Annotated in this window: 16 protein-coding genes; 4 read left to right on the top strand and 12 right to left on the bottom strand. The window is 68.7% G+C overall.

Annotated elements, in window-relative coordinates; translation table 11 throughout:
• Window positions 1-3 precede the first annotated feature (3 nt).
• From DPV79_RS35100 to DPV79_RS35090, 3 genes are read right to left on the bottom strand one after another with little or no spacing between them, the layout of a single operon-like run.
• Entirely contained in the window at window positions 4-1158 is a 1155-nt protein-coding gene (locus tag DPV79_RS35100) for an ABC transporter permease (RefSeq protein WP_113047564.1), read from the bottom strand.
• Window positions 1159-1179: 21 nt separating this feature from the next.
• Window positions 1180-1878: an ABC transporter ATP-binding protein gene (locus tag DPV79_RS35095; RefSeq protein WP_027788609.1), complete on the bottom strand. Its 699-nt coding sequence runs from the start codon at window positions 1876-1878 to the stop codon at window positions 1180-1182.
• Between the two features lie 7 nt (window positions 1879-1885).
• Entirely contained in the window at window positions 1886-3091 is a 1206-nt protein-coding gene (locus DPV79_RS35090; RefSeq protein WP_113047574.1) for an efflux RND transporter periplasmic adaptor subunit, read from the bottom strand.
• Window positions 3092-3462: 371 nt separating this feature from the next.
• Between DPV79_RS35090 and DPV79_RS35085 the strand changes: the two genes are divergently transcribed.
• Window positions 3463-3696, top strand: a complete 234-nt coding sequence (locus DPV79_RS35085; protein ID WP_021158594.1) for an invasion associated locus B family protein — start codon at window positions 3463-3465, stop codon at window positions 3694-3696.
• A gap of 80 nt (window positions 3697-3776) precedes the next feature.
• Here the strand turns inward: DPV79_RS35085 and DPV79_RS35080 are convergent, their stop codons facing one another.
• Window positions 3777-4547 carry a Mut7-C RNAse domain-containing protein gene (locus tag DPV79_RS35080; protein ID WP_059687846.1) on the bottom strand — a complete coding sequence of 257 codons (771 nt, stop codon included), beginning with the start codon at window positions 4545-4547 and terminating at the stop codon, window positions 3777-3779.
• Between the two features lie 9 nt (window positions 4548-4556).
• On the opposite strand from DPV79_RS35080, the gene DPV79_RS35075 reads away from it, so the two are divergent.
• Both DPV79_RS35075 and DPV79_RS35070 read left to right on the top strand, forming a co-directional pair.
• Window positions 4557-5513: an NAD(P)-dependent oxidoreductase gene (locus tag DPV79_RS35075; RefSeq protein WP_306465135.1), complete on the top strand. Its 957-nt coding sequence runs from the start codon at window positions 4557-4559 to the stop codon at window positions 5511-5513.
• Between the two features lie 74 nt (window positions 5514-5587).
• Window positions 5588-6229 carry a LysE family translocator gene (locus DPV79_RS35070; RefSeq protein WP_021158591.1) on the top strand — a complete coding sequence of 214 codons (642 nt, stop codon included), beginning with the start codon at window positions 5588-5590 and terminating at the stop codon, window positions 6227-6229.
• Window positions 6230-6304: 75 nt separating this feature from the next.
• Here DPV79_RS35070 and DPV79_RS35065 read toward each other — a convergent pair whose 3' ends face one another.
• Window positions 6305-7600 carry an MFS transporter gene (locus tag DPV79_RS35065; protein WP_113047563.1) on the bottom strand — a complete coding sequence of 432 codons (1296 nt, stop codon included), beginning with the start codon at window positions 7598-7600 and terminating at the stop codon, window positions 6305-6307.
• Window positions 7601-7697: 97 nt separating this feature from the next.
• Between DPV79_RS35065 and DPV79_RS35060 the strand changes: the two genes are divergently transcribed.
• Window positions 7698-8627, top strand: a complete 930-nt coding sequence (locus DPV79_RS35060; RefSeq protein WP_021158589.1) for a LysR family transcriptional regulator — start codon at window positions 7698-7700, stop codon at window positions 8625-8627.
• 184 nt (window positions 8628-8811) lie between these two features.
• Here DPV79_RS35060 and DPV79_RS35055 read toward each other — a convergent pair whose 3' ends face one another.
• The 7 genes from DPV79_RS35055 to DPV79_RS35025 all read right to left on the bottom strand — a co-directional run bounded on the left by DPV79_RS35055 (window position 8812) and on the right by DPV79_RS35025 (window position 16388).
• Window positions 8812-9645: an OmpW/AlkL family protein gene (locus DPV79_RS35055; protein WP_113047562.1), complete on the bottom strand. Its 834-nt coding sequence runs from the start codon at window positions 9643-9645 to the stop codon at window positions 8812-8814.
• An 18-nt stretch (window positions 9646-9663) separates the two neighbouring features.
• Complete coding sequence (locus DPV79_RS35050) at window positions 9664-10914, bottom strand: DUF2957 domain-containing protein (RefSeq protein WP_059687841.1); 1251 nt, start codon at window positions 10912-10914, stop codon at window positions 9664-9666.
• 139 nt (window positions 10915-11053) lie between these two features.
• Entirely contained in the window at window positions 11054-12481 is a 1428-nt protein-coding gene (locus DPV79_RS35045) for a DUF2957 domain-containing protein (RefSeq protein WP_048025341.1), read from the bottom strand.
• Window positions 12482-12918: 437 nt separating this feature from the next.
• Window positions 12919-13869, bottom strand: coding sequence for an N-acetyl-gamma-glutamyl-phosphate reductase (argC, locus tag DPV79_RS35040; RefSeq protein ID WP_021158583.1), 951 nt, complete (start codon window positions 13867-13869; stop codon window positions 12919-12921).
• 153 nt (window positions 13870-14022) lie between these two features.
• On the bottom strand, window positions 14023-14595 hold the full coding sequence (locus tag DPV79_RS35035) for a flavodoxin family protein (RefSeq protein WP_021158582.1): 573 nt from the start codon (window positions 14593-14595) through the stop codon (window positions 14023-14025).
• Window positions 14596-14840: 245 nt separating this feature from the next.
• Window positions 14841-15461 (bottom strand): YbhB/YbcL family Raf kinase inhibitor-like protein, encoded by a 621-nt coding sequence (locus DPV79_RS35030; protein WP_113047561.1) that lies wholly within the window; start codon window positions 15459-15461, stop codon window positions 14841-14843.
• 240 nt (window positions 15462-15701) lie between these two features.
• The gene (locus DPV79_RS35025) at window positions 15702-16388 is read right to left on the bottom strand and encodes an orotate phosphoribosyltransferase (RefSeq protein ID WP_011546659.1); all 687 of its coding nucleotides are present in this window, start codon (window positions 16386-16388) and stop codon (window positions 15702-15704) included.
• Window positions 16389-16461 lie beyond the last annotated feature (73 nt).

Below are 16461 nucleotides of genomic sequence, written 5' to 3'. Positions count from 1 at the left end.
TCGTTACCCGATCGCCCGCAGGCCTTCGACCACACGCACGCGCGCCGCCTGCCACGCCGGCACGATCGCGGCCGCGAAGCCGACCGCGACCGAGCACGCGGCCTGCAGCGCGACCGTCCCGGTCGACACCTTGAACACCGGGAAGATGCCGCCTGCCGCCTGCTTGAACAGGCTCGCGGCGGGCGGTGTCGCGAAGATCCCGAGCCCGCCGCCGGCCACCGCGATCACGACCGATTCGCCGAACACGATCAGCGCGAGGAATCCGGGGCCGAAGCCGAGCGCCTTCAACGTCGCGTATTCGGCCGTGCGTTCGCGCGCGCTCATCGCCATCGCGTTGGCCATCACGGCCATGATGATCAGGATCACCACGTACGACACCAGGCGGATCGCCGCGATGATCTGGTTCGACATCGCGACGAAGCCGAGCTGGAACGCCTGCTCGGTTTCGGTCAGCGTCTCGGCGAGCGAGTTCCTGAACACCGCGTCGACGTTGCGTGCGATCGCCGCGCCGTCGTCGGGGTTCGCGACGCCGAGCACGAATACGCCGACCTGGTCGGCCTGCTTCGGCGTGCGCTGCCGCACCGTCTCGTTCAGGTATTCCCAGTGAAACACCAGTTGGCGCGTGATCGTCGAATCGTCGCGGCCGTCGAGAATCCCGCGCACGACGAAGTCCCACGTACCCGGATAGATCGTGCCCTTCAGCGGGATCACGTCGCCGACCTTGAAGCCGAACTGATCCGCGAGCTGGCGCCCGACCAGGCAGCCGCGCCGGTCGCGGTTGTAGTCGGCGCGCTGCTGCCCGGGCACGATGAATTCCGGGTACAGGTCGAGGTAGTTGTCCGATACCGCGAAGCTCGCGAAGAAGTTCTTCGGGTCGCGGTAGATGCCGCCGAACCAGTTGGAGCGCACCACGGCCGTCACGCCTTCGACGCCGCGGATCCGGTTCTCGTAGCTCACGGGCAGCGGAAACACGAGCGAGATCGCGTTGCGCGTGACGAGCCGCCCGCTGGACGCGGCGGCCGCGCCCGCGTACCACGCGTCGACCACCGTATGCAGCAGCCCGAACGCGAGCACCGCGATGGTGAGCCCGAGCACGGTCAGCAGCGTGCGCAGCCGGTGCCGCAGCGCGTTGCGCGCGATCAGCTTCAGCACGTACATCGCGCGCGCTCCCGCAGCCGGTCAGCCGGCGTGCCCATCGATCAGCTCCCCTTTTTCCAGGTGCACGAGGGAGCGCGCGGCGCCGGCCGCGTGCGCGTCGTGGGTCACCATGATGATCGTCTTGCCGAGCTCGGCGTTCATCCGCTGCAGCATCGCGAGCACGTCGGTGGCCGACGCGCGGTCGAGGTCGCCGGTCGGCTCGTCGGCGACGATCAGCACGGGGTCGGTGATCAGCGCGCGCGCGATCGCGACGCGCTGCTGCTGGCCGCCCGACAGCTCGGACGGGTAGTGGCTCGTGCGGTCGCCGAGGTTCACCATGTCGAGCACGAGCTCGACGCGCTCGCGCCGCTCGCGGCGCGACAGGTGCGTGAGCATCAGCGGCAGCTCGACGTTCTCGAACGCGGTGAGCACCGGCATCAGGTTGTAGAACTGGAAGATGAAGCCGACGTTCGCCGCGCGCCATTCGGCCAGTTGCGCCTCCGCGAGCAGCGAGATGTCGAGCCCGCCCACGCGCAGCTCGCCGCTGTCGGGCCGGTCGATGCCGGCCACGAGGTTCAGCAGCGTGCTCTTGCCGGAGCCGGACGGCCCCATCAGCGCGACGAAGTCGCCTTCGCCGATGTCGAGCGTGATGTCGGTCAGCACGGGCACGATCTGGTTGCCGCGCCGGTACGACTTCGCGACGTGGCTGAGCTCGACGAGGGGCGGCGGGGCGTCGTTCACGCGTGCGTTACTTCTTCGCGACGGTCACTTTCGCGCCGTCCTTGAGCTTCGTGCCCGGCGCGAGCACGACCGTGTCGCCGGGCTTCACGCCGCGGATCGCGACGAGCTCGCCGATCCGCATGCCGGCGGTCACGGCCGTTGCATGCACGACGTCGTCCTTCACGACGAACACGACCGGCCGGCCGTCGCGCTCGACCACCGCGCTCGCCTGCACGGCCGTCACGGGCTGCCGGTCCTGCGCCGACACCGGCTTCGACAGGAACGCGATCTTCGCGCTCATGTCGGGCAGCACGCGCTCGTCGCGGTCGACGAAGCGCACCTTCACGAGCACGGTGGCCTTCGAGCGGTCGACGGTCGGCACGATGCGCGACACGCGGCCCGCGAAGCGCATGTCGGGCAGCGCGTCGAGCTGGATCTCGCACGGCTGCTCGGCGCGGATCTTCGCGATGTTCGATTCGGCGACGTCGGCCTCGACCTCGAGCGTGTCCATGTCGGCGATCGTCACGACCGCCCCCTTGCTGTCCGACGCGGACGAGAACGGCGTGATGTTGTCGCCGACGTTCGCGTGTTTCGCGAGCACGATGCCGTCGAACGGCGCGCGGATCACCGTCTGGTCGACCGCGACCTGCGCGGCCTGCGCGTTGGCGTCGGCGGACGCGATCGCGGCCTCGCCGCTGCTGAGCGATGCGCGCGCCTTGTTCACGCGGGCCGTATCGATGTCGAGCTGCGCGGCCGGCACGGCGCCCTTCGGCGCAAGCGCCGCGGTGCGGCGCAGCGCGATTTCGGCGTCCTTCAGCTCGGCCTGCTGCACGCCGAGGTTCGCGCGGGCGACCTTCACCTGGGCGAGCGCCTGCGAGAGCGACGCCTCGACGTCGCGGCTTTCGAGCCGCGCGATGATTTCGTCCTTCTTCACGCGCGTGCCTTCCAGCACGCCGAGCCATTCGACGCGCCCCTGGCCCTTCGACGCGACCGCGGCCTTGCGCTGCGGCACGACGTAGCCGGTCGCATTGAGCTGCGTGTCGTTCTGGTACGGGAAGGCAGACGTGACGGTGGTGGTGTCGACGGCCGGCCGGCCGGTCAGCGCGAGGCCGGCGGCGATCGCGACGACGACGATCGCGGCGGCGGCCGCATAGCGGGGCCACCGGCGCGGGCGGGGCGCCGATGCGAGCGGACGCCGGTCGATTTTCAGTTTGTCCAGATTGTGATCGGGCAATTTGAGCGCCTCGAGACGGCGGCGGCCCCGTATCGGTATCAAGGCCGGCCGCGATCCGGTTTCCGGGGAAAGGGACGGATGGACGCCAGTATAAGCGTCGCCCCGGCGGCGTGCGAGCGCGTTTGCGGCGCCGCGGCTGCGGCGGCCGAACCGGTCACGGACAGGGAAATACGGGTACGCCTCCGGGGAAACCCGAAGGGTGCAAGCAACGTGTCAACTCGTCGCGAATGCGGTGCGTTATGGAACCAGTGCGTCAGGTTTTGTCGCGACGGAACGGCGGAAGCCGGCCTCGCGGCCTGGGGCTCCGATGCGAATGCCTCGCATCTTTACTTACCGGTACGTTTGATTTTTTCTCCGCTAAAGGAAGAACAATGAAGAAGACGCTCGCTTCGATCATCGCTGCAGCATTCGCGCTCGCATCGGTTTCGGCATTCGCACAGGAAGCAGCATCGGCACCGGCTGGCGACACGTCGGCTGCCGCACCCGCCAAGAAGGATCACAGCAAGCCGAAGCACCAGCTGAAGCACCACGGTTCGAAGAAGGGCCAGGCGAAGGCTGCAGCCGCATCGGCCGCCGGCACGAACGACGCAGGCGCGCAGAACTGAGCGGCTTGCCGGCCACGGCCGGCGTTGCCGGTCATCGGTTGGCCAACCCCGCATGCTCCGGCATGCGGGGTTTTGTTTTTTCAGGGGCTCGATTTGCCCGGTTCGTCGAGCCGGACGGGCGGCGGCGCGCGCATCGCGTCGACCACCGTGCGCATGCGCCGCCAGTGCGAGCCTTCCCAGAACACGCGCCGGCACACGTCGCACGCGGCGAAGCGCCGGTGCCGCTGCCGGACGCCGGCCGGCACGCGCGGCGCGGCGGCGGCCGCGTCGAGCGGATGCAGCGGGGCGTTGCAGCGCAGGCATAACCGGAACGGGCGCATGTGCGGCGCGAGATCGAGCCGCTCGAACAGTTCGCGCAGCTGGTCGGCCGGCTGCAGCGCGTGCAGGTAGCAACCGCGCTCGACCGCACGCCGCTTGAGCAGCTCGCGGTCGCGGGTCAGCACGATCCGGCCCTCGCGCGCGGCGAGCGCCGCCAGTTCGTCGTCGCGGTAGTGGTTGTCGTAGCAGGTGTCGAAGCCCGCGAGGCGCAGCAGTTGCGCGAGGCCGCCGAGATGCGCGTCGGCGACGAAGCGCCATTGCGCCGGCGGCGGCGCGGCGACTCCGCGGGCTGCCGGTTGCGCGCGCTCCGGAAAGGCTTCGACCCGGTCGCCGTCGTCGAGCGGCCGGTCGAGCGCGGCCGGCACGTCGTTGATGCACAGCCGGCCGATTTCGGTATGCGGGACGCCGAGCGCCTCGATCGCGTGTTTCACCGTCGCATCGCGCGCGCAGGCGTGCCCGAACGCGCGGTCGCGCTGCGCGCGCGGGAGAAAGGCGTTCAGTTCGTCGTGGAAGCGGAAGGTCGCGGTCGCCATGCGCGCAGTATGGCACCGCGCATGGCCGGCCGCGTGCCCTGCAGGCACCCCGCATCTGTGTTTAACTCCCCGCTTCACGGAGCGAAGGAGCGGGAAATGGATCTCGGATTTATCGGGCTGGGCGAAATGGGGCAGGCAATCGCGACGAACCTGCTGAAGGCCGGACACACGGTGCGGGTCTGGAACCGGTCGCGCGAGCGCGCCGAGCCGCTGGCCGCGGTCGGCGCGCAGATCGTCGACACGCCGGCCGACGCGTTTCGCGGCGACGCGGTGTTCTCGATGCTGGCCGACGATGCCGCCGCGCGCGAGATCTTCGACGAAACGCTGCTCGCGCAGGCGCCGCGCGGCCTGATCCACGTCAACATGGCGACGGTGTCGGTCGCGCTGGCCGAATCGCTCGCGCACGCGCATGCGTCGCGCGGCATCCATTACGTCGCCGCGCCGGTGATGGGGCGCCCCGATGTCGCGGCCGCCGCGCGCCTGACGATCATGGCGGGCGGCCCGGCCGAGGCGATCGACCGCGTGCAGCCGCTGTTCGACGCGATCGGCCAGAAGACCTGGCGGTTCGGTTCGCTGCCGCAGCACGCGAACGTCGCGAAGATCGCCGCGAACTTCACGCTCGCGTCGGCGATCGAGACGCTCGGCGAGGCGTCCGCGCTGCTGGGCGCACACGGCGTCGCGATGCGCGACTTCCTCGACGTGATCACCGGCAGCGTGTTTCCGGGGCCCGTCTACGAGGGTTACGGCTCGATGATCGCCGAGCGGCGCTACGAGCCTGCGCGCTTCAAGGCGCGCCTCGGGCTGAAGGACGTTCGCCTGGCGCTGGAAGCCGGCGACGCCGTGTCGGTGCCGCTGCCGGTGGCGAGCGTCGTGCGCGACAACCTGCTCGACGCGCTTGCGCACGGCGGCGGCGAACAGGATTTCGCTGTGCTCGGCGAAGTCGCGCTGCGTCGCGCGGGCCGCTGATCCGCCCGCGACAGAAGTCGAGCGCACCGGCATAATCGACGTTTCGTTTTCCTTGCATCGAGGCAGAGGCGGTCATGAACTTGCATACGTGGTGGCTTTTCGTGGCGACGGTGTTCGTCGTGTCGGCGATTCCGGGCCCGAACATGCTGCTGGTGATGACGCACGGCGCGCGCCACGGGCTGCGCCGTTCGGCATGGACGATGGCAGGCTGCCTCTCCGCGCTGGTGCTGATGTTGTCGGTGTCGGCGGCCGGCCTCGGGGCCGTGCTCGAGGCTTGGCCGGCGATGTTCAACACGTTGCGCTTCGCGGGCGCGGCCTACCTGATCTACCTCGGCGTGAAGGCGTGGCGCGCACGCGTGGACGACGAGCAGCCTGCCGCCGACGTCGAAACCGTGTCGCGCCAGGCCACGCCGGCATCGCGCGGGGTGCTGTTCCGCAACGGTTTCCTGGTCGCGGGCAGCAACCCGAAGGCGATCCTGTTCGCGGCCGCGCTGCTGCCGCAGTTCATCAACGCGGCCGAGCCGACGCTGCCGCAATTCGGCATTCTCGTCGTCACGTTCGCGGTGATCGAGGTGAGCTGGTATCTCGTCTACGCGTCGTTCGGCACGCGCATCGGCGCGACGCTGAAGAGCCAGAGCGTTGCGAAGATCTTCAACCGGCTGACGGGCGGGCTGTTCGTCGGCTTCGGTGCGATGATGGCGCTGGTCCGTCACTGATTTCGATCCGGCGCCGGTACGCCGAACGCCCCGTCCCTCGCCAGAGGGCGGGGCGTTCGGCTTTTGGGGCTCGCCTCACGCGCGCGGGCGAGTCAACGCCGCTGCGCCGGCGTCGCGTCCGGCCGAGAGCCCGAAGACGGCGGCCGCGCCGGCGAACGCGAACCCGACGCCGCACACCGCGCTCCATCCGCCCCACGCCCACGCACTGCCGGCGAGCGCCGCGCCGAGCGCGCCGCCGATGAAGAACAGCCCGACGAACAGCCCGTTCAGGCGGCCGCGTGCGGCCGGGTTCAGCAGGTTGATCGCGCGGCGGCCGATCGTCTGGTCGACGATCACGCCCGCGTCGAGCAGCGCCGCGCCGCCGGCCAGCAGCGCGAGCGCGAGGCCGCGATGCGCGTGCGCGTCGAAGCCGAACCAGCCGGCACCCGCGATCCCGAGCAGGGCGAGCGCCACGAGCATCGCGCGGTGCGCGATCCGCTGCGCGGCCGGCCCCAGGCCGCGGTCGCCGGCACGGCCCGCGAGCGGCGTGACGATCGCGCCGCTCGCGCCGGCGAACGCGAACCATGCGATCCCGTGCAGGTCGAGGCCGAACGGCGGCTGCGCGAGCCGCAGCCCGACCGCGGTCCAGAATGCGCTGAACGCGGCCATCGCGAGCGCGGCCGACAGCGCATGCCGGCGCAGCACCGGCTCCTCGGCCAGCAGGCGCCCCATCGACGCGAGCAGCGCGCGATAGCCGGCCGTGATCGACGGCGTGCGCGACGGCAGGCGCAGGGCCAGCACGACGGCGATGGCAGCGTTCGCAAGCGCGGCCAGCAGATAGAAGCCGCGCCAGCCGGCCGAGCCCGCAATCAGGCTCGCGAGCGGCCGCGACAGCAGGATGCCGAGCATCAGCCCGCTCATCACGTTGCCGACCGCGCGGCCGCGCTGCGCCTCGGGCGCCATCGCCGCGGCCATCGGCACGAGCATCTGGATCACGCTCGACGCGGCACCGGCCACGAGGGTGGCGAGCAGGAACACGGTGCCCGACCGCGTGAACGCGGGCAGCGCGAGTGCAGCCGCGCATGCGGCCAGCGTCGCGACGATCAGGCGGCGGTTCTCGAGCAGGTCGACGAGCGGCACGAGCAGCACGAGCCCGGCCGCGTAGCCGAGCTGCGGCAGCATCGCGACGAGGCCGGCAAGGCCGGGCGGCAGATGCAGATCGGCGCTGATCGGGCCCGTCAGCGGTTGCGCGGCGAACAGATCCATCACGATCACGCCGACCGTCGCGGCGAAGAACAGCGTCATGCCCGCGCTCAACGCGGGCGGCGTGCCGGCGGGCGCGCTTTCGGGCGTCCGGACGGCGGCGGGGCAAGGGTTGGCGGGGCAGTTCATCGGAAGCCTGGCGAGTGGGTCGAAGGAGTCCCCATCGTAGGTGCCCGATGTTTATGCGACAATTGAAATATCTCTAACATGATTATGCGAGTTTGTTTTGAATACGCGTGATCTCCAGGCGTTCGTCGCGGTGGTCGACAGCGGGTCGATGGTCGCCGCGGCCGCGAAGCTCCACCTGACGCAGCCGGGCCTGACGCGGCGCGTGCAGAATCTCGAAACGCTGCTCGGCATGCCGCTGCTCGAACGGCAAAGCAAGCCGCTGAAGCCGACTGCCGCCGGGCGCGACGTCTACGCGCTCGCGCGCAACGTGCTGGGCGCGGTCGACGAACTGATGGCGGCGGGCGCGCCGGACAGCGAGCCGTCCGGCGAGCTGCGCATCGGCGTGCCGCCGTTCCTGTCCGAGCTGGCGCTCGAGCAGCCGATCGACCGGCTGCGCGACGCGTTCGGGCGCCTCACGCTGCGCGTGACGGCCGGCTGGTCGCCGGCGCTGATGCAGGGCGTCGAGCGCGGCACGCTCGACGTCGCGGCCGTGATGGTGCCGGCGAGTTCGGTGCTGCCCGATACGTTCACGTCGACGCTGCTCGGCACCCAGCCGACGGTGCTCGTCGCCGCGCGCGACTTTCCGCTGCCCGACGGCCCGTTGTCGATCGACACGCTGTCGCGTTTTCCGTGGGTGCTGAGCCAGGACGGCTGCGGGATGCGTTCGGCGCTGAGCCGCACGCTCGGCGCGGCCGGGCTGCCGTTCGACGTCGCGGTCGAGGCATTCGGCTCGGAGCTGCAGCTGTCGCTCGTCGCGCGCGGCGCGGGCATCGGCATCGCCGCGCCGAACGCGCTGGCGCGCAGCGCGCACCGCGATGCGCTGAGGGTGGTGGAAACGGCGGGACTGGAGACGCGGATCAACGTGTGGATCGTGCACGGCGCGCTGCCGGGCCGGCTGGTGCGGCCCGTCGCGCTGCTGCGCGATGCGCTCGGCGAAGTGCTCGACCGGGAAAACAGGGTGGGGTCAGATGCAGTGAAGGCGATCTAGAGTCGGCATTCGAGGGAAAGTCCGTATTTTCTCTACGGAAATGTTGCATTGCGGAAACCGATTCGCTAGAATTGCACCTGTCTCCTCCATGTCTCCTCTGATATGGATTCAGCCCGCCTCTTAGGCGGGCTTTTTTTTGCCTGCGATTTTCCCGCGGCATGCCATGCGTCGTCCGTCGCGGCGCTCAGAACTTGTACGTCATCCCGACGTAGCTGATGATCGGGTCGGCCTTCAGGTCCGATTTCGATTCCGAGAGCACCGTGCCGTCGGCCGCCTTGATCGTCACCGTCGACGTCGTCTTCAGCGGGATGTACGTCACCGACGCGATCAGCCCGAAATGCTCGGTCATGTTGTACTGCAGGCCGGCGTTGAACACCGGCTGCCATGACGACGACGCCTTCGCCTCCACCGATGTCGTACCCGGCTTGCCCGCGCCCGCCGCGAGAATCGCGCCGAGGTTGTCCTGGGTCTGCTTGATGAAGTTCGTGTTGAGCTGAAGGTCGCTGAACCAGTTGTACGACACGCCGAGGCCGAGGAACGGCCGGAACTTCGCGGTGGCCTGCCCGAAGTAGTACTGCAGCAGCACGGCCGGGCTCCACTGCCGCACGCTCTTCACGATCGGGTTGACCGACGCGAGCCCGATGTTCTGCGTGCCGAGCGCGCCGGCCGGGCCGGGCGGCTTGATCGTGCCCTGGCCCGACACCTTGAACACCGGCGGCACGCCGGCCACCGACGTGACCGCGATGTGGTCGGTCAGGAAGTGGCTGACCGTCAGGCCGACGGTGTCGGCGCCGCTCGTGTGCAGCCCGGTGCCCGGCGACGTGAACGACGGCGGCAGCCGCAGCGGTGTGTTGATCGGTGTCGGTGCGACGTTGGTCGTCATCGGCGTGCTGCTCTGCTGCGGCATCACGTGGAACCAGCCCAGCGTGACGACGTTGCTGCCGGCGCTCTGCGCGTGCGCCGCGAGCGGCGCCAGCACGGCGGCGCCGGCCGCCACGCAGCGTAAGGTTCTCTTCATCACGGCATTCCCCTCCGCTTACTGGACGAACGCGCCGATCGTGAAATACGGCGTCGATCCTGCGTTGTCGAGGAACCCGAACACGCCACCCGTGAAGATGAACTTGCCGGTCGGCGTCGTGCTGCTGGCACCCGTGTGGATCGTCGTGACCGTGCCCGGCACCTTCTGCGTGTAGTCGAGATCCAGCGGGGTCGCGAGCGAGGCCTGCGACGCGTTGAACGGATCGAGCAGCGTCGCCTGGTTGTTCGCCAGCGCCGTGGTGCGGTAGTCGAACTGGCTGTCCACGCCGATGTACTCGCCGTTCTGCGAGCCGACCGCGACCGTCGTCTGCGGCGCGAGGATCGAGATGCTCGATTCGTCGTCGGCGGTGAGGCCCGGCACCCCGTTGCTGTCGGGCGTCGGGTTCGGGTTCGCCACCCCGGTGCGCACGAGGATCGGCACGAGCTGGTTGCGCAGCTTGCCGACGATCATGAAGGCCTTGCCCTGCGGCGTCGTCGACAGCGTCGGTTTCAGCTGGCTCGCATAGTTGTTCGACTGGAACGCGCCGCTGCCGTCCGCCGACTGCACGAAGTTCGTGCCTCGCTGCGTGCACGCGCCGCCGGCGAACTGGCCGGTCGAGTCGCACTTGGTCCAGGTGCCGTCGGCGTTGATCGTCACCTTCGCGTCGATCGATGCCGGCGCGAAGTTCTGCGACGGCACTTCACCGAAGCCCGTGTGACTGTACGTGCCCGCCACCTTCGTGATGTCGGTTTCGATCGACGAGAAGCCGATGAACGGGTAGTACGGGAATTTCGTGTCGGGCACCGCGGCCTGGCCGAGCACGCCGTTGAACTGGATCTCCTTGCCGGGAATCGTGCCGCCCGCAACGCCCATGCCGACGAAGATGCGCGCCGGGCGCGACGGATCGAGGCTCGCGCCGTTCAGGCGGAATGCGCACTGGTTCAGCTTGTTGGTCGGCAGCAGCGTTTCCTGCGTGAGCGTGCCGCTGTCGACGGTGCCCGCGCGGGTCGGCACGACGGTGCCGGTCGTTTGCGGAACCGGCGATTCGACGTAGGTGACCTGCCAGGTCATCTTGGTCGTGTCGAGCTGGACCTTGGCGAGCTCGCCGCTGCCCGCGCCGCCCGTAAACACGGTGGTGTAGTCGAGCGACGCAGGGCAGAGCCGGTCTTCGACGAGCGGGGGCGGATTGTCGCCGCCGCTGCCGCTGCCGCCGCAGGCAGAAAGAAGGGGGGCGGCAAGGGCCGCCGCCAGAATGAGGTTGCGCTTCATGTTGCTCCTCCAGATTTGTCTTGTGCGGCGGCCAGCTCCCTGTCGGCCGCTTCTGTTGCTTGTGCTCGTCCTGCCTGCGCCGTGCCGCGCGCTCGTGCGTCACGCGACGGCGGCCAGCCCGCCGTCGCGTCCTCGTCCGCTACTTGCTGATCTGCGCGCCCACGCCGAAGTACGGTGTCGACGAAGTCGTCGAGTTCGCCGACGTCGACGTGACGCCGCCGTTCACCGTGCCCTGGATCAGCGCCGCGTACAGCCCGCCCGTCGCGATCACCACGCCAGTTGCGGACGGGTAGGACGCGCCGCTCGGCGGTGTCGTCGTCGCGTTCAGCAGGCCCGGCGTCGCCTGGCCGTAGTCGAGCGTGAAGCCGTCTTCCTCGACCTGCGTGCTCGGGTTGATGAACGACGCGTTGCTGCCGCGGATCAGGGCCGCCGTGTACTTGAAGTTCGAGTCCGCGCCCGCGTAGCCGCCGTCGATCGCGCCCGACTGGATCGCCGTTGCCGCGCCGAGCACCGCGATGCCCGATTCGTCGTCGACCTGCGCGTCGGTATGCAGCGGCGGCGTGCCGAGGTTCACGTTGCCCGTGCGTACGATCACCGGCACCGTCGCGCCGTTGAGCTGGCCGATGACCATATGCGCGGTGGCCGACTTGCCGGTCGCGCCGACGATCGGCAATTGCGTCTGCGGCAGCGTCTGCGGCGCCTTCGTGCTGTCGAAGTAGCCGCCGTTCGCGCTCGTCTTCCACGGGTCGCCGGTCGTCTGGCAGCCGCCCGAGCCGCTCGACGTGCACGCGCCGTTCGCATCGAACGTCTCGCTCGAGTTCGTGCCTTTCGTCGCGTAGTCGCCCGACGGCACCAGGTGGTAGATCAGCGCGTTGTACGTGCCCGGCAGCTTCGACAGGTCGGTCGTCGTGTTCGCGAAGCCGAGGAACGGATAGAAGTCGAAGTGACGGTTCGGCACCTTGCCGACGTCCTTGGCCACCACGATCGGCCCGATGGCGATCGTCAGCCCGTCGTACTGGATCGTCGCACCGGGAATGCCGCCGCCCGCGACGCCCATGCCGACCAGCAGCATCGGCGGGTTCGCCTGGTTGAAGTCGGCGGCCGTCGAGTACGTGGCGCCGCTCGGCGCCTTGCCCGTGCCCGGCGTCAGGATGAACGCGCAGCGCGTCTGCTCGGCGGTCGGCAGCGTGCCGGTCGGCGGGTGCATGACCGCACCGGTGATCGTCGTGCCGGCGCGGCTCGGCGTCACCGTGCCGGTCGCGAGCGGAATCGGCGATTCGAGCCACTTGAGCGTGTAGGTCATCGCCACGGCGTCGATGTTGACGCTGACGATCTCGCCGCTACCGGCGCCGCCGAGGTACGTGCTCTTCACGATGTCCGCGTTGGCCGGGCACAGCGCTCCGTTGACGGGCTGCGAAGGCGGCGGCCCTTGCGTGCCGCAGCTCGATCCGGAACATTGGGGCGCATTGATCGGCGCGGGTGCGCCGCCGTCCCCCCCACCACAGGCAACCAGGAAAGGGGCAATGGCAAAGGCCGTTGCCACCCCCTTCGATAAGGCGTGCGACATGCCGCTGTCTCCAATCGTTTAATTGTGCGAGCTAATGTCGCTGCCTGGATTTTTGCTGTCAATTGATGAACCCGTCTAAAAAAGGCGATTGAAACGGGCATCGTGTTTTGAATCCTTGTCCGACAGGGTATTCAGTAAGAATTAAAACGTGCGACAGGCTGCCTGAAGCTGCCGGAGTGGGGAATGTGCGACGCCGGACAGGCCGGCGAGGAGCCTTCCTGCGTAAAACGGCAGCGTTTAAAGCAGCCGGTATCCGGTTTATCCCTATTCGGGATTGACTGGATAAAGAGGGGGCGGAATTAATTCACTGGTAATCGCGCAATCGAAAGCTTGTAAATATTTGTAAATGCGCGATCGGTAATTTTTTTATATATTGCGTGATACCGGTAAATAAAAAGCCGGCCAGTGGCCGGCTTTGCATTGCATGCGATGTTGAATCAGCGTTTGAGACCCGCATCCTCGGCCGCGCCGATGTTCAGGTTCATGCACTGGATCGCGGCGCCCGATGCGCCCTTGCCGAGGTTGTCGAGGCGCGCGACCGTGACGAAGCGCTCTTCGTTGCCGAACACGAACAGGTCGACACGGTTCGTGTCGTTGTTCGCCTGCACGTCGAAGAAGCCGCCGTCGAGGTTCGCGTCCGCATCGAACGGCGCGACGCGCACGAAGGCTTCGTCCGCGTAGTACTCGGCGAACACGCGCTGCACGTCCTGCGGCGTCGCGCGTTTCGCGAGCTGCCCGGGCGTGAAGTAGGTCGTCACCGCGAGGCCCTTCAGGAACGGGCCGACGATCGGCGTGAAGATCGGCGGGTTCGCGAGGCCCGTGTGCGCGGCCATTTCCGGCAGGTGCTTGTGCGTGAGGCCGAGCGCGTACGGGCGCGGGCTCGCGAGCTTGCCGCCCGGCGCCGCGCTTTCGTAGTCGGCGATCATCGACTTGCCGCCGCCGCTGTAGCCGGTGATCGAGTAGCTGTGCGCGGCGAACGTCGGTGCGACGATGCCCGCATCGACGAGCGGACGCATCGCGAGCACGAAGGCCGATGCATGGCAGCCCGGCACCGCGATGCGCTTCGACGTGCGAATCTTCTCGCGCTGCGCGCGGGTCAGTTCCGGCAGGCCGTAGGCCCAGTCGGCGCTGGTGCGGAATGCGGTGCTCGCGTCGATCAGCGTCGTGTTCGGGTTCTCGACGAGCGACGCCGATTCGCGCGACGCGACATCCGGCAGGCACAGGAACGTGACGTCCGACGCGTTGATCAGGCGGCGGCGCTCCTCGACGTCCTTGCGCTTCGCTTCATCGATGCGCAGGATCTCGATGTCGCTGCGTGCCGACAGGTATTCGAAGATCTTGAGGCCGGTCGTGCCTTCCTGGCCGTCGACAAAAACTTTGGTGCTCATTTCGCTCTCACTGAATGAAACGGGGCCCGCGCCCTGAATCCGCCATTTTAAGACGTCATCCGGCGGGCCTGCATCGCGCGGGTCGAAAAAAAGACGGCCGGCGGGCCGTCTTGTGTCCCTTTGACGCTTACCGGCGCGCTCGCCGGCGCGTGTTCAGCCGCGGCCGGCAACCCAGCGGGCCGTCGCTTCCGCAACCCGCCGGCCGAATGCCTTCCCGGTTTCGAGGTCGCCCGGCAGCGGGCCTTCGTCGGGCGTCGCATCCGCCGGCGACTGCGCGAGCAGGCCCGTCGAGCCGCCCAGGTAGTTGATGTCGTTGCGCGTGGCCGCCTTCGAGTTGGCCGGCATCAGGCTCGTGCCGACCCACACCATCCCATGCTGCATCGACAGCGTGACGAAGTATTGAATCGTCGAGAACTTGTCGCCGTTCATGGTCGCGGAGTTCGTGAAGCCCGCGGCGATCTTGTCCTTCCATTTCTGCGTGAACCACGCTTTCGACGTTGCATCGGCGAATTGCTTGAACTGCGCCGACGGTCCGCCCATGTAGGTCGGTGCCCCGAAGACGATCGCGTCGGCCGCGTCGAGCGCGGCCCAGCCCGCGTCGTCGACGTCGCCGACCGCGAGCAGGCGCACGGTCGCACCGGCGTCCTGCGCGCCCGCGTGAACGGCCTCGGCCAGTTTCTGCGTGTGACCGTAGCCGCTGTGATAGACGATGACGATGTTCGACATGAGGCGTTCTCCGGAAAGGAACGGGAACGGCGGCCGCAGCGGCACGCCGCGTCACGCGCCGCCGGCCGGCGACGCGACGGATGCGCGGCGTGGCGCCGCGACCGGTGACGACGAGTCTAGCAAGCCGAAATGACGGGAAAACACGCGGGCGCGGAATACGCCCGGAGTACGCCAGTGCGCAGCGGCAGGCGATCGCGGCGGCGCGCGGCAGGGGGCGATGCCCGTCGCCGGGTGCCCGTCACCCGTTATTGCCCGTAGTTGACCGTGAGTTGCGCGGTGCCGATCGCCAGCGTGCCGATCTCGTGCTCGAACATCGGCGCGGGGCGCCCCTGCGCGACGCGCAGGTCGTCGCCCTTCAGCGCGTAGACGGTGATCACGTAGCGGTGCGGCTTGCCGGGCGGCGGGCACGGGCCGCCGTAACCGTCGATTCCGAAGTCGTTGCGCGCTTCGCTTGCACCGATGCGCCGCAGGAAGCCGGATGCGCTCGCGTCGGCGGGCAGGCTCGTGACCGTCGCGGGAATGCCCGCCACGGCCCAGTGCCACCAGCCGTGCCCCGGCGCGTCGGGATCGAAGATCGTGACCGCGTAGCCGCGCGTGCCGGGCGGCGGGTTGTGCCACGCGAGCTGCGGCGAGTGGTTGCCGCCCTTGCAGTCGCCGCGGTCGAACACGTTCGCGGCACGGACGCGCCCGCCCGGCGTCAGGTCGTCGCTCGTCACGGTGAACGCGCCTTCTGCATGCGCGGGCACGGCGGTGAACGCGGCGGCATAAAGGAGGGCGAGGTGGGCGAAGAGAGCGAGGAGGGCGGCAAGGAACGGCGACGGGCCACCCGATGGCGCAGGCGGAGTGATCCGGCGATCCACACGCATATGGCGCTTCTCCCGTCACGTGGGCCGGACCGATGCTTCCGGCGTTGTTGGCGTTGTGCGTTGCCCGCGCAGCTGATGGCGACGATGGATCAAGTCTAGCATTAGGGTTCGATGAGCGATGCACACCGCGACCCATCGCCGCGATCGTTTGCTGCGCGAATCGGCGGACGAAAAAAAACCGCCCGCGATGAAGCGGGCGGCTTGTTCAGCCAGGACGCCGGCCTGCGGGCCGGCGCGGCGTCATTCCTTCGGGGCCGTCGCGCCGCCGTGCGCCGCCGACCACTCGGCCGGTGCGTGCAGGAATTTCTCGACTTCGTCGAGCGTCTTCGTCTCGAAGTAGCCCGAAGCCTTCGCGACGCGCAGCACGTCCCACCACGTGGCGAGCGCGTGCAGGTCGACGTCGATATCCTTCAGGACCGACACGCTTTCCTTGAAGATGTCGTAGTGGAACAGCACGAAGCAGTGGTTCACCGTCGCGCCCGCGGTGCGCAGCGCATTGACGAAGTTGATCTTGCTGCGGCTGTCGGTCGTCAGGTCTTCCACGAGCAGCACGCGCGAGCCTTCTTCCAGATGGCCTTCGATCTGCGCGTTGCGGCCGAAACCCTTCGGTTTCTTGCGCACGTACTGCATCGGCACCATCATCCGGTCCGCGATCCAGGCCGCGAACGGGATGCCGGCGGTCTCGCCGCCCGCCACCGCGTCGATCTGCTCGAAGCCGATGTCGCGCGTGATCGTCGTTTCAGCCATTTCCATCAGCGCGCGGCGCACGCGCGGATACGAAATCAGCTTGCGGCAGTCGATATAGACGGGGCTTGCCCAGCCGGACGTGAAGATGAACGGTTTTTCTGCGTTGAAGTGTACTGCCTGCACTTCGAGCAGGATTTTGGCGGTCGTATCCGAGATCGACTGACGATCGTAGCCTGTCATGGGCATTCCTTGGGTGATGAGCGAAGAGCGGGCGCGGGCCCGGTGGCGCAGCAAGGGGAACCTGCCCTGGGGG

The organism is Burkholderia reimsis (assembly GCF_003294055.1).
GTDB lineage: Bacteria > Pseudomonadota > Gammaproteobacteria > Burkholderiales > Burkholderiaceae > Burkholderia > Burkholderia cepacia.
The sequence above is the reverse complement of the archived record's forward strand: the minus strand, read 5'-3'. Positions and strand labels throughout refer to the sequence as shown.